Origin of the sequence: Massilia sp. TWR1-2-2, from assembly GCF_049897565.1 — a bacterium.
Taxonomy (GTDB): Bacteria; Pseudomonadota; Gammaproteobacteria; order Burkholderiales; family Burkholderiaceae_D; genus JAFCUW01.
Window position 1 is genome coordinate 61312 of record NZ_JAFCWM010000024.1, and the last position, 13415, is coordinate 74726.

Annotated in this window: 11 protein-coding genes; 5 read left to right on the plus strand and 6 right to left on the minus strand. The window is 66.3% G+C overall.

What is annotated here, in order from left to right:
- The first annotated feature begins 22 nt into the window (after nucleotides 1–22).
- Together ACP7DD_RS20295 and ACP7DD_RS20300 are read left to right on the plus strand one after the other, a co-directional pair.
- Entirely contained in the window at nucleotides 23–418 is a 396-nt protein-coding gene (locus tag ACP7DD_RS20295; protein ID WP_426176624.1) for a post-PEP-CTERM-1 domain-containing protein, read from the plus strand.
- A complete protein-coding gene (locus ACP7DD_RS20300; protein WP_426176625.1) occupies nucleotides 405–1850 on the plus strand; it encodes a PA domain-containing protein in 1446 nt (481 codons plus the stop codon). Before ACP7DD_RS20295 ends, ACP7DD_RS20300 begins: the two co-directional genes overlap by 14 nt.
- An 85-nt stretch (nucleotides 1851–1935) precedes the next feature.
- On the opposite strand, the gene ppa is transcribed toward ACP7DD_RS20300, so the two are convergent.
- The 5 genes from ppa to hemC all read right to left on the minus strand — a co-directional run bounded on the left by ppa (nucleotide 1936) and on the right by hemC (nucleotide 6631).
- A complete protein-coding gene (gene ppa / locus ACP7DD_RS20305) occupies nucleotides 1936–2475 on the minus strand; it encodes an inorganic diphosphatase (protein ID WP_426176626.1) in 540 nt (179 codons plus the stop codon).
- A gap of 105 nt (nucleotides 2476–2580) precedes the next feature.
- Nucleotides 2581–3777 (minus strand): heme biosynthesis protein HemY, encoded by a 1197-nt coding sequence (locus tag ACP7DD_RS20310; RefSeq protein ID WP_426176628.1) that lies wholly within the window; start codon nucleotides 3775–3777, stop codon nucleotides 2581–2583.
- A 1-nt stretch (nucleotide 3778) separates the two neighbouring features.
- A complete protein-coding gene (locus ACP7DD_RS20315) occupies nucleotides 3779–4888 on the minus strand; it encodes a uroporphyrinogen-III C-methyltransferase (RefSeq protein ID WP_426176629.1) in 1110 nt (369 codons plus the stop codon).
- On the minus strand, nucleotides 4885–5655 hold the full coding sequence (locus tag ACP7DD_RS20320) for a uroporphyrinogen-III synthase (protein ID WP_426176630.1): 771 nt from the start codon (nucleotides 5653–5655) through the stop codon (nucleotides 4885–4887). Before ACP7DD_RS20320 ends, ACP7DD_RS20315 begins: the two co-directional genes overlap by 4 nt.
- A complete protein-coding gene (hemC, locus tag ACP7DD_RS20325; RefSeq protein WP_426176632.1) occupies nucleotides 5648–6631 on the minus strand; it encodes a hydroxymethylbilane synthase in 984 nt (327 codons plus the stop codon). Before hemC ends, ACP7DD_RS20320 begins: the two co-directional genes overlap by 8 nt.
- Nucleotides 6632–6758: 127 nt before the next feature.
- Here hemC and ppc point away from each other — a divergent pair, with 127 nt between their 5' ends.
- Complete coding sequence (ppc, locus tag ACP7DD_RS20330; RefSeq protein ID WP_426176633.1) at nucleotides 6759–9572, plus strand: phosphoenolpyruvate carboxylase; 2814 nt, start codon at nucleotides 6759–6761, stop codon at nucleotides 9570–9572.
- 341 nt (nucleotides 9573–9913) lie between these two features.
- On the plus strand, nucleotides 9914–11257 hold the full coding sequence (locus ACP7DD_RS20335; RefSeq protein ID WP_426176635.1) for a PAS domain-containing sensor histidine kinase: 1344 nt from the start codon (nucleotides 9914–9916) through the stop codon (nucleotides 11255–11257).
- 5 nt (nucleotides 11258–11262) lie between these two features.
- Here ACP7DD_RS20335 and ACP7DD_RS20340 read toward each other — a convergent pair whose 3' ends face one another.
- The gene (locus ACP7DD_RS20340) at nucleotides 11263–11700 is read right to left on the minus strand and encodes a hypothetical protein (protein WP_426176636.1); all 438 of its coding nucleotides are present in this window, start codon (nucleotides 11698–11700) and stop codon (nucleotides 11263–11265) included.
- 157 nt (nucleotides 11701–11857) lie between these two features.
- Between ACP7DD_RS20340 and ACP7DD_RS20345 the strand changes: the two genes are divergently transcribed.
- Nucleotides 11858–13300, plus strand: coding sequence for a diguanylate cyclase domain-containing protein (locus ACP7DD_RS20345; RefSeq protein WP_426176637.1), 1443 nt, complete (start codon nucleotides 11858–11860; stop codon nucleotides 13298–13300).
- Nucleotides 13301–13415: the final 115 nt, after the last annotated feature.

Here is a 13415-nt window from a genome sequence, read left to right on the forward strand (position 1 = left end):
AACCACTGAAAGGGATCGAACCATGACGACGAAAACAGCGATGGCGCTCGCGGCGCTGATGGCCACGGCGCTCGGCGCGCCGGCCGCCGCCACCGGCCAGGAAGGGGTCGTCGTCGTGCGCGACCCCCAAACCGGCAAGTTCCGCAACGCGACGCCGGCCGAAACGAAGCAGCTGCACGCGCAGCCGACGGCGCCGGGCATCGCCCAGCGCGATCCGGCGAAACCGGACGTCACCATCCGCAAAGACGGCACCTTGCAAAAACACCTCGGCGAACGCGGCCTGGTGTATTCGGTCGTCAAGCGCGACGCCGACGGCAAGCTCGCCGCCGAATGCGTGCATGGCGAAGAAGCCGCCAACGCCGCGCTGCAGCGCCAGGTCCCCGCCACCGCAAAGGAGCACGACCATGAATCCCGTTAAGCGATCCGCGCGTTCCAGCCTGGCCCGCATGGCCGCTATCCTGACGCTGGCCTGCGGCGTACTGGTCGACGCGCAGGCCGCCGCCACCATCGCGATCGTCAACCTGAACGCAGCGGGCGAAGGCTTCAACGATCCGACGCCGGCGCAGCCGGTAGGCGGCAACAATGGCGCCACGCTGGGCGAGCAGCGCCTGATCGCGTTCCAGCACGCGGCAAATGTCTGGGGCGCCACGCTCGCCAGCACCGTCACCATCCGCGTCGGCGCCAGCTTCATGCCGCTGTCGTGCACCGCCAACAGCGCGGTGCTCGGCGCGGCCGGCGCCAACGATATCTTCTCCGATTTCCCCAACGCGCCGCGCACCGGCACCTGGTATCCAAGCGCACTGGCGAGCAAGCTTGCCGGCAGCGACCAGTCGGCGCCGACCGACCCGCATATCGTGGCGCGCTTCAACTCGCGCATCGGCCTGTTCCCCGACTGCCTGCCCGGCGCCGGCTTCTACCTGGGCCTCGACAACCAGGCCGGCCCGCAGATCGACCTGATCGCGGTGCTGCTGCACGAGCTGGCGCATGGCCTGGGCTTCCAGACTTTCACCGACAGCGAGACCGGCGAGCAGACGCTGGACATCCCGTCGATCTGGGATTACTTCCTGGTCGATAACCAGAACAACCGGAGCTGGGTGCAGATGACCAACGCCGAGCGCGCGGCGTCGTCCGTCAGCGGCAGCGCGCTGTCGTGGAACGGCCCGAACGTCACGGCCGCTGTGCCCACCGCGCTGGCGCCGGTGTCGGTGCTGAGAATCAGCGGCCCGGCCGCGCGCAACACCGCCGGCAATTACGACGTCGGCGACGCCTCCTTCGGCCCGCCGCTCGGCAGCACGCCGGTGGTCGGGCAGCTGATGCCGGTCATCGATCCTGGCAGCACGACGGGCCTGGCGTGCACGCCGCTCAGCCGCAACAACGCGCTGGCCGTGAAAGGCAACATCGCGCTGGTCGACCGCGGCACCTGCACCTTTGCGATCAAGGCGAAAAACGTGCAGGACGCCGGCGCGATCGCGATGGTTGTGGCCGACAATGCGCCAGGCGACGTGACCGGCATGGGCGGCGACGACCCGACCGTGGTGATCCCGTCGGTGCGCATCACGCAGCAGGCCGGCATTACATTGAAGGAAGTGTTGGCGCGCCGCTCGCGCCATAGGTCGGGCGTCATCGCCAGCCTCGGCATCAATCCAGCGCGGCTGGCCGGCACCGACCAGCAGGGCCGTATCCGCATGTACACGCCGACCGAATATTCGCCAGGATCGACTGTTTCGCACTACACCACCGATGCCAAGGCGAATCAGTTGATGGAGCCCTCGATCAATGGCGACCTGTCGCATGAGGTGACGCCGCCGCGCGACCTGACGTATCCGCTGTTGAAGGATATTGGCTGGTAGAGTTGCGCCGGTAAACGGACAAGGGCCGGAAGCGTCGGCGTCCGGCCCTTTTTATTCTTTGCAAATCGAGGCGTGGTAGCGGCAGTTACTTGGCCGGCAGCGCCTTGTACGCAGCGATACCGTTCATGATTTCGGCTTTCGCATCTTCCGGACCGAACCAGCCTTCGACCTTGACCCACTTGCCCGGCTCGAGATCCTTGTAGTGCTCGAAGAAGTGCTGGATCTGCTGCAGGCGCAGGTCCTGCAGGTCTTCCGGCTTTTGCCAGTGGCTGTAGATCGGCAGGATCTTGTCGACCGGGACGGCGAGGATCTTGGCGTCGCCGCCGGCTTCGTCGGTCATCTTCAAGACGCCAATGGCGCGGCAGCGCACCACCACGCCAGGGATCAGCGCGAACGGCGTGATCACCAGCACGTCGCACGGGTCGCCATCGTCGGCGATCGTGTTCGGCACGTAGCCGTAGTTGCACGGATAGTGCATCGCGGTACCCATGAAGCGGTCGACGAAGATCGCGCCCGATTCCTTGTCCACTTCGTACTTGATCGGATCGGCATTCATCGGGATCTCGATGATCACGTTGAAATCGTTCGGCACGTCGCGGCCGGAAGAGACTTTATTCAAACTCATGGGATTTCCTCGTTGTGCTGGTTATCTGATGACGGAATTATAGCGGAAGATAGTTGTTTCTTGTGCAGCGCAGCAGGCAGGCGCGCGGCCCGCCGCTCCGACCAATCAGAGGATGCTGGCCAGCGCGCACTGGCGGAAGTGCGCCGCCGCCTGCTCGGTCTGGCCGAGCGCTTCGTGCATCTGCGCCAGCTTCAGGTGCGACTCGCGCACCATGCGCGGCTCGGTGGCGTCGGACAGCGCCTGCTCCAGGTAGCGCTGGGCTTTGCCCCACAGCTTCTGTTTCAGGCACAGCGAGCCGAGCGCCAGCGCCAGCTCGGCGTCGTTCGGGCGCTGCTTGATCCACTGCTCGCAGTATTCGATCTGCGCCAGCAGCGCCGGCGTGCCCGATGGCGCCGCGGCGTCCCGGTAGGCGCGCACCACGCGGTCGTCCCACTCGGCCGCTAACGCTTCTTCGGCGGTGGCGCGCGCTTGCTCGTGCAGCCCGCGCGCATTGAGCGCGGTGGCGGCGTGGGCGGCGATGTAAGGCTTGATGCGGTCGGCCTGCGGCACCGTCGCCCACACGCGCTGGATCGATTCGGCGTCGTGCGAGTTATCCGACAGCAGCGCGTCGTACGCCAGCTCGCGCAGGCGCGCCGACAAGGCCGGATGCAGCGCCTTGTGCTTGTCGAGCGAGCGCACCAGGCGCAGCACCTCGGGCCAGTTCTTGGCCTGCTGGTGCGCCTTCATCGACCATTGCAGCGCGTGGATGTGGCGCGTGCCGCTGGCGTTCAGTTCAGCCACCGCTTCGAGCGCCGCTTCCGGCTGGTGGTCGTCGACCAGCAGTTCGGTCACCGTCATCAGGCGCGCCGTCTTCAGGGTGCTGTCGTGCACCGTGCCGGCCAGCCAGGTGTCGCGCCGCGCCGGCTCGCGCATGCGGTGCGCCGCGCGCGCGCCGATCAGCGCGGCAAGACCGGCGTTCTCGGGCAGGTCGGCCGCCTTGGCGGCGGCTTTTTCGGCATGGCCGAAGCGGCCCTCGAACAGCGCCTTGAGCGCATCGCGCAAGCCCTTGTTGCCGTCGCGTTCGCGCTTGCGGCGGCGGTAGGCGGCCACCCGCGCCGGCATGCTGGTGGTGGCAAAAAACGCGCGCACCAGCGCATACAGCAGGATGAACAGCAGCACTTCGAGGACGACGAAGAAGTTGAGCGACAGGTCGATCCGGTGCGGCGGATAGAACACCACCACGTTGCCCGGGTTGAAACGCGCCGTGACGGCGATGCCGATGGCGGCCGCCATCAGCGCAACTAGCCAGAGAAGGAGGCGCATGTTATGGCTTCGCCTTGTAGGTGCGCACCGCGTTCAGGCTGTCGGCCAGCGTCGGCATGTCGATCGCCAGGTTGTTCGCCTGCACCTGGCGCAAGGTCGCCTGGGCGGACTGGGTGGTGCGCGCGCGCGTGTCGAAATACTTGACGAGCATGTTCTGCGCCGTGATCAGGTCGCTGCGGAAGGCGGCCTCGTTGCGCGACAGCAGCGCCAGGCGCGCGTTGAGCAGGCGCAGCTTCAGGTTCTCGCGCAGGAAATACGCTTCGCTTGGCGACAGCATCAGCGCCTCCGGCGTGTCGACGCTGCGCACGCGGATCAGCTGACGGATCTCGTCCCACATTTCGCCGGTCCAGCCGGTCCACACCTGCTGCACACGCGCGCTAAACGCGTTCGGCTCCGGCGCCGGCGCGCCCGGCTTGCCGGCCACGATGCGGGTTTTCCTGGCCAGCTCGGACGGCGCCACCGGATTGTGGTCCGACAGCATCGGCAGCTTGTCGACTTCGGCAATGACGTTGTCGATGCGCAGCGCCACGCCGGCCAGGTCGATGCCCGGCAAGGCCTTCAGCTTTTCGGTGTCCTTGGCAATGGCGCGGCGGATGGTGATGAACTGCGGCTTGTCGGCGCGCGACAGCGATTTGTCGGCATTGGCCAGCGCGATCAAGGCGCCCTGCACGTTGCCGGCCAGCTGCAGCTGCTGGCTGGCGGTCGACAGCACCTGCTCGATTTCGGCCAGCGCCCACTCGTCGCGGTTCTTCGACAGGTCCTGGTACAGCTGCTCGAGCGCCAGTTGCTGGCTCTGCGCCTCGCTCTGGCGGCTTTCCAGCACGCCGACCTTGGCCTGCAACTCCTTGGTCTGCTCCTGCACCTGGCGCGCCAGCGCGATCGTCTCGTTGCTGATGGCGTTGCTCTTTTGTAGGCTGCGCGCCACTTCCTGGCGCAGGTTGTTCAGCCGGCTATGGGTCGACCAGGCCAGCGCGGCGAGCAGCAGCAGCAACACGATCACCACTTTCGACAGCGGCCGCTGCAGCAAATCGGCGAAACTTTCTTCCGGCTCGACGGGGGCGGCAGGCACCGGCGCCATGGTTTGTTCTGGTTGTGTAGGCAATTCGTTCATGCGTGTGATTGTAACGCGGCAAGCAACGAGGCGTCGCCTGATCCCGCGAGGGTGAGCCGGGTAAGGCCAAGGGTGCTTGCCGTTTCGGCGATGCGCGCATGCGGCACGATCAGGCGCTGCTGTTGCATTTTAACTACAGCGGTCGCGTCATCGAGTTGCGCGAGCAAACCGAGCAGGCCGCGCAACGCCTCCGAACTGGTGATGATCCAGTCGTTCTGCCGCGCCAGCAAGTGCTGCAACGTGGCCGCCAGTTGCGGCGTCAGCGCCGGCACGCAGCGCCGGTAGGCCGCCACGGTGGTGACGTCGGCGCCGGCGGCGCGCAGGCCGTCGCCGATCAGCTCGCGGCCGGTTTCGCCACGCACCAGCAGCACGCGGCGCCCGGCCAGCGCCGCCAGGTCGAGCGAGGCCAGCAGGTGTTCCGAATCGCTGCGCGTGACATCGATCGGGCTGAAGATGGTGGCGTTGCCGTCATGCAGGCCATGGCTGGCCAGGCAGGCGCGGCTCGCTTCGCCCAGCACCGCCAGCGCCACGCCGTCCGGCCAGCGCTGTATGTGGGCAAAGGCGGCGTCGATCGCGTTCGGCGAGACGAATGCGACCAGCGCGTAGCCGCTCAGGTCGGCCAGCGCGGCGTGCAGCGCCGACGTGTCCGCCAGCGGCAGAATCTCGAGCAGCGGCAACACCACCGCCTCGCGCCCGAGCGCGGTCACACTGTCCGCCAGCGCCTGGCACTGCGCCAGCGGGCGGGTGATCACCACCGGATCAGGCATCGGCAGCGTCCGCCTGCGCCTTGCATTCGGCCAGGATCGCGTGCGCGTCCTGCCCCTGCAGCAAGTCGGCCACCTGCTGGCCGAGCCGCTCGGGCGCGTCGGCCGGGCCGCTCGCTTCAGCGGTGGCAAAGCGCTTGCCGTCGGGCGTGCCGACCATCGCGCGCAAGGTCATCTGCTCGCCCGTCAACGTCGCGAACGCGGCCAGCGGAATCTGGCAGCTGCCGCCGAACACCTTCGACACCTTGCGTTCGGCCGTGACGGCGCGCGCGGTCGCTTCGTGGTTCAGCGGCGCCAGTACGGCGCGCATGTCGACGTCATTGCGGCCGGACAGGATCTCGATCGCCATCGCGCCCTGCCCCGCGGCCGGCAGGCTGTCGGCCGGATCGAGCACGGCGCGGATGCGCTCTGGCAGGCCAAGCCGCTTCAGGCCGGCGGCGGCGAGGATGATGGCGGCGTAGTCGCCGCGATCGAGCTTGCCGAGGCGCGTGTCGAGGTTGCCGCGCAGCGGCTTGATGACCAGGTGAGGATAGCGCGCCGCGATCAGCGCCTGGCGGCGCAGGCTGCTGGTGCCAACCACCGCACCGGCCGGCAAATCGGCCAGGCTGGCGTAGTCGTTCGAGACGAACGCGTCGCGCGGATCTTCGCGCTCGAGCACGGCGGCCAGCTCGAACCCTTCCGGCAGATCCATCGGCACGTCCTTGAGCGAATGGACCGCCAGGTCGGCGCGTCCTTCGGCCATCGCCACTTCCAGTTCCTTGACGAACAGGCCCTTGCCGCCTACCTTGGACAAGGCGCGGTCGAGGATCTGGTCGCCACGGGTGGTCATGCCGAGAATACGAATGTCGCAGGTTGGATATAATAAAGACAATTGGGCGCGGACATGCTCGGCTTGCCACATCGCCAGCCGGCTCTCGCGCGAGGCGATGATCAAGGTCGCCGGCGTCAATTCAGTTGCTTTCAAAACGGATTCTTTCACTGTCGTTAAGCCTTAAAACGGCGCATGCCAGTTATCGGCCCATGCATAGAATCACAAATTTTATCATGCGCCCCCCTTGCAGACCCCGGCTTTCAGCCTTTGCATCAACATTCTCTTTGTGGTGAATATGGATAAATTAGTGGAAAACCAGGCTGCTGCAAACCAGGCGTCCGACAAGGACGCTCCCCTCAAGGAAGACATCCGCCTGCTCGGGCGCCTGCTGGGCGACGTGCTGCGCGACCAGGAAGGCGAAGCCGTGTTCGACGTCGTCGAAACGATCCGCCAGACGGCGGTGCGCTTTCGGCGCGAAGACGACGCCGAAGCGGGCAAGGAACTGACCGACCTGCTGGCCAGACTGACGCAGGAGCAGACCATCACGGTGGTGCGCGCTTTCTCGTACTTTTCGCACCTGGCCAACATCGCCGAAGACCAGCACCACATCCGCCGCCGCCGCGCCCACCTGCTGGCCGGCTCGAAACCGCAGCAAGGCAGCGTCGGTTTCGCGCTCGGCAAGCTGAAGGCCGCCGGCGTCACCCGCGACACGGTGCAGACGTTTTTCCGCGACGCCCTGATCGTGCCGGTGCTGACCGCCCACCCGACCGAAGTGCAGCGCAAAAGCATCCTCGACGCCGAGCACGACATCGCCCGCCTGCTCGCCGAGCGCGACCTGCAGCTGACGCCAAAGGAACGGCGCGCCAACCTGCAGCTGCTGCAGTCGCGCATCGCCACCTTGTGGCAGACGCGCATGCTGCGCTACTCGAAGCTGACGGTGGCCGACGAAATCGACAACGCCCTGTCGTACTACCGCATCACCTTCCTGCGCGAGCTGCCGGGCCTGTACGACGACATCGAGGAAGAGCTGGCGGCCCAGTACCAGACCGAGCCGGCCGGGCCCGGCGCCGCGCCGTACGTGCAGATGGGCAGCTGGATCGGCGGCGACCGCGACGGCAATCCGAACGTCAACGCCGGCACCATGCAGCAGGCGCTGGTGCGCCACGCCACCACCATCCTCGACTTCTATCTCGACGAAGTGCACACGCTGGGCGCCGAACTGTCGATATCGACCTTGATGGTCAGCGTCAGCCCGGAACTGCAGGCGCTGGCGGACGGCTCGACCGACACGTCGCCGCACCGCAGCGACGAGCCGTACCGGCGCGCCCTGATCGGCATGTACGCGCGCCTGGCCGCCACTGCCCGCGCGCTTGGCGCCACCAATATCTTGCGCAAGGAAGTCGGCCACGCCGCCGCCTACGCCGACGCCGGCGATTTTTCGGCCGACCTGCAGGTGCTGATCGCGTCGCTGCAAGCGAACCACGGCGCCATCCTGGCGCACCCGCGCCTGGCGCGGCTGCAGCGCGCCGCCACCATTTTCGGCTTCCATCTCGCCTCGCTTGACATGCGCCAAAGCTCCGACGTGCACGAGCGCGTCCTGGCCGAACTATTCGCCCGCGCAGGAGTCGAACCATCATATGGTTCGACAAGTGAAGCGCAGAAGGTCGAATTGCTGCTCGCCGAACTGGCCCATCCCCGCCTGCTGTTTTCCCCGTACACCGACTACACCGAAGAAACCAACGGCGAGCTGGCGATCCTGCGCGCGGCGAAGGAAATCCGCGAGCGCTATGGCGTGCGGGCGATCCGCAACTACATCATCTCGCACACCGAGACGGTGTCCGACCTGCTCGAGGTGCTGCTGCTGCAAAAGGAGACGGGCCTGTTGCGCTCCGGCGCGGGCGAACTCGATGCGATGGTCGTGCCGCTGTTCGAGACCATCCCCGACCTGCAGCGCGCCGCCGGCATCATGGCCGAGTGGATGGCGCTGCCGCTGGTGGCGCAGCTCATTGCCAGCCACGGCCAGCTGCAGGAAGTCATGCTCGGCTACTCCGACTCGAACAAGGATGGCGGCTTCCTCACCTCCAACTGGGAGCTGTACAAGGCCGAGATCGACTTGGTGAAAGTGTTTGCCGACGCGCGCGTCAAGCTGCGCCTGTTCCACGGCCGCGGCGGCACCGTCGGGCGCGGCGGCGGGCCGAGCTACGAAGCGATCCTGGCGCAGCCGCCGGGCACCGTCAACGGCCAGATCCGCCTGACCGAACAGGGCGAAATCATCGCCTCGAAGTTTTCCAACGCCGAAATCGGCCGCCGCAACCTCGAGCTGCTGGTGGCCGCCACGCTCGAAGCGAGCCTGATGCCGCACGTCGAAGGCGGCGTGCACAGCCAGCGGCTGGCCGGCTTCGAAGCGGTGATGGCCGACCTGTCGCAGCGCGCCTACCAGGCCTACCGCAACCTGGTCTACGAGACGCCGGGCTTCACCGACTACTTCTTCGCCGCCACGCCGATCGCCGAGATTGCCGAGCTGAACCTCGGTTCGCGCCCTGCCTCGCGCAAGTCGACGCGCCGCATCGAAGACCTGCGCGCCATTCCGTGGGGCTTTTCGTGGGGCCAGTGCCGGCTGCTGCTGCCTGGCTGGTACGGCTTCGGTTCGGCGATCGGCGGCTGGATCGCCGACGGCGAGCGCGACGAACGGATCGCCACCTTGCAGGCGATGTTGCACGAGTGGCCGTTCTTTGCCACCTTGCTGTCGAACATGGACATGGTGCTGGCCAAGACCGACCTGGCGATCGCCTCGCGCTATGCCGACCTGGTGCCGGACGCCGAGCTGCGCGAGCGCATCTTCAAGCGCATCTCGGGCGAGCACGGCAACACGCTGCGCTGCCTCGAGACGATCACCGGCGCGCACGAGCGGCTGGCCGGCAACCCCTTGCTGGCGCGCTCGATCCAGAACCGCTTCGCCTACCTCGATCCGCTGAACCACTTGCAGGTCGAGCTGATCCAGCGGCACCGCGCCAACGCCGGCGCCCCGGTGTCGGCCGACAACCGCGTACATCGCGGCATCCACCTGTCGATCAACGGCGTCGCCGCCGGCTTGCGCAACACCGGCTAGCGCTCAACCCGCCGGGGTCAGTGGCGACAAACGGACACGGCCCCGGTTGTTGGCGACCCAATTCCAGCTTTTAAGGTCGCGCTCGTGTCCGAATGTCGGCACTGACCCCGCTGTGGGAACCGGGTTTGACAGCAACATATCCGTGGCGAAACAGCAACCCGCCGGGGTCAGCAACCCACCGGGGTCAGCAACCCGCCGGGGTCAGTGCCGACAAACGGACACGGCCTCAGCAGGTTCGACAGCAACATATTCGTGGCGAAACAGGAACAATTCTCGTTTTGTAAGATTTTTGTTAAGAGTCGGCCTAGAATTACCGGTTTCGCTTCCACCTGGACACGCTGATGAACCGGCGGCGCCTCGAGTCGACCAGCCTTGCCGTTGCCGCCGTCCTGCTTGCGCTGGGCAGCGCGGCCGGCGTGGCCTACGTCTGGCAAATTTCCCCGCTGCCGACCGCGCTGCTGTCGCTATTGGTAACCATCGCAGTAGCGTGCGCGCTGTCGCTGCTGTGCATCCGGCGCCTGCTCGCCACGCGCGGCGCCACCGCCACCGAGTTTCGCCAACTGCACGCGGATCAAGCCGGCCAGCGCCAGCAAGCGCAGCGGGCGCTGGCGATGAGCGAACTGAAGCTGCGCGAAGTCATTTCGATCATGCCAATGACGCTTTTCATCAAGGACCCGGAATCGCGCATGCTCATGATGAACAAGGCGGCCGAGCAGCAGTTCGGCTTCGATTTTTCGGTCGTGTCCGGCAACAACGCGCACACGATGTTTCCGCCCGAGCAGATGGCGGTGTTCCTTGCCAACGACAGGGCCGCGTTCGCCAAAGGCGAACTGGTCATCCAGGAAAACTTGACGTTCAGCCACTCGCACAATGAAAACCGCGTCTTGCAGACGTTCAAGAAACCCATCTTCGACGCCGTCACCGGGGAACCGGATTTTCTGATCTGCATGAGCGTCGACACGACGGACCGCAAGCGCGCCGAGCAGGCGCTGCAGGCATCCTGCCTGCAGCTGCGCCAGCTGATGGCGCACCTGGACGCGGCCAAGGACGAAACGCACCGGCGCCTGGCGGCGGCAATCCACGACGAACTGGGCCAGAACCTGATTGCGCTGAAAATCGATATCGAGATGCTGCACACCCGCGCCGGCGACCGCCATCCCCGGCTGCGCGGCAAGGCCGGGCACGCGCTCGACACAGTCAATGCCAGCATCGGCTCGGTACGCGCGATCATCAACGAGCTGCACCCGAACACGCTGGCGCTTGGCCTGACCGCGGCGCTGGAGTGGCTGGTTGGGCAGTTCGAGGCACACAGCGGAATCGCCACGACGCTGAGCGTCAGCGGCGCCGACGCGGGCGGCCAGGACCCGCGCCGTACCGCAGGCCTGTTTTACATCGTGCGGGAGACGCTAATCGATATCTTGCAGCACGCGCGGGCGATGCAAGTCGAGGTCACCGTCGCGTTTCGCGTCGAGCAACTGGCGATCACGATCGTCGACGACGGTGTCGTCTCGGCGCAGCGCGCAGCGGGCGACGGCGGCGGCTTCGGCCTGCGCGGCATCGGCGAACGGGTGGCCGTGCTTGGCGGCCAGATGCTGGTCGAGCGGCGCGGCGGCGGCGCCGGCACGAGCGTGGTGATCCTCATGCCGGCCGCGACAGGGGCGGTCGAACTGGCGGTCGCCGAATAGGCCAGTTACGGTCCGTTTGACGGCAAGCTGTTCACGGCCCGAGTGCTGCGCCGCTCCGCGGCGGCATTGTGCTGCGCGCAGCGGCCGATGTCGCTTGCGATGAAGGTTCTGCCAGGGCCGTCGGTGAGCACAACGGTGCAGCGAAAAGGTTTGCCGGACAACGGCCAATGTCCTGCCGGAATCTGCGCTGCGATGTCGAATTCGACGGTGATCGTCGCGGCAGCAAGATCTGCAGGCACAAAGCCGTGATGCGCCAACATTACGCCTAGCCGGTCGGCGAATTTTTCGGTCGTCAAGCCAGCTGACGGCGTGGCCGGCAGCGCGCGGCGCTCGTGCAGCATCAGGTGCGTCGCGCCGCTACCATCGCGATGGTCGGCGCACAGCATCCCCAATGCCCAATAACCGTCGATGTCGTTGTTGCGGCTGACGAATGCGCCGAGCATGCCGGCGGCGACGTCTCGCAGATTGCGGAAAAGGCCACGCTTCTCTCCTGCCGGTCAGGTTAGACAAACGGCCACCTTAGCATAGTGACACGCAGCCCAAAAAAGAGCGGCGGTAATGCATGCAAGCCAGATGAAATCCAGATACACTTCTTGCGACATGGGAACAACTTCATTCACGCCGCCGGCCGGCTTCATCGATTTGCTGAACGACGCCGTCTGCGCGGTCGATGTGGATGGCCGTTTCGTCTACCTGAGCGCGGCGTGCGAGCGCATTTTCGGCTACACGCCGGAGGAACTGGTTGGCACGGCCATGATCGACCTGGTGGCGCCGGAGCACCGTGCGCGCACCCTGGCTGCCGCGGCCGACGTGATGGCCGACGCGGCCCAGCACAATTTCGAGAACTGTTACGTACGCAAGGATGGCCGCCGGGTCAACATCATGTGGTCGGCGCGCTGGTCCGAAGCGGACAAGCTGCGCGTTGCAGTCGCGCGTGACGTCACCGCGCGCAAACGTGGCGAGTCGATGCGGGCGGCGATGTACGCCATCTCGGAGGCGGCCCACGCGGCCAAGGATCTGCCGTCGCTGTGTCCTCTGATCCACCGGATCGTCAACGAACTGCTGCCGGCGCCCGGTTTTGCGATTGCCCTGCGCGACGAGCTCGATCAGTTGAGCTTTCCCTACAACGTCGACGAATACGGCCGGCCGGCGGCGGCGCCATTGCCTGGCGCCGGCGCACTGTGCGCGCACGTGGCGCAGGTCGCGCGGCCGCTGCTGCTGACGCCGGAAACGCTGCCGCTGCTGCCGGCCGAGTTGCGTGAAGCGGCGATCGGCGCGGCGCCGTACTGGCTGGGCGTGCCGCTGCCATCGTCGGGCGGCGCCATCGGCGCGCTGGTCGTCAGCGGCTCGCCTGAATCGGCGCACTTTACCGACCAGGACAAGGAGCTGCTGCAGTTCGTTTCCGCCCAGGTCGCCACCGCGATCGAGCGCATGCGGCTGCACGAACAATTGCAATACCTGGCGCAGTACGATGCCCTGACGCGGCTGCCGAACCGCCAGCTGTTCCACGACCGGCTCGATTCGGCGCTGGCGCGCGCGGCCCGCAACGGCGCCGGTTTTTCGCTGCTGTATCTCGATCTGGACAAGTTCAAGCTGGTCAACGACCTGCACGGCCACGCCGCCGGCGACCTGCTGCTGCACCAGATGGCGCAGCGCATCAAGCAATGCGTGCGCGAGGAAGACACGGTGGCGCGCATCGGCGGCGACGAATTCGTCGTGCTGCTCGAAAGCGTGGCGCAGACGGACGACGCGGCCAGGGTCGCCGCCAAGATCGCGCTGGCGATGGACGAGCCGTTCCGCTTCGGCAGCCTGTGCCTGGACGCGCGCGTCAGCGTTGGCATCGCCGCCTATCCTCAGCACGGCGGCACCGCGCAGCAGTTGCTCAAGCACGCCGACGAGGCGATGTACCAGAACAAGAAGCGCGCGCGGTCCGAGGGGTCGGACCCGATTGTTCCTTTGCGGTCTGACCCCGGTGTCGTCGGCGTCAACTACACCGACGTCCACCTGGAAACGGCCAAGGACAGCTTAGTGGCACCGGACTAGCCTGAATTTTGCATAAAAAAGGGCAAGAATGCCGTAAGTGATTGATAAAATGTGAGTTATCGAGAAACACAATTTACAACACGAACACCACCTTGCCCGATATGAATTCTACCCC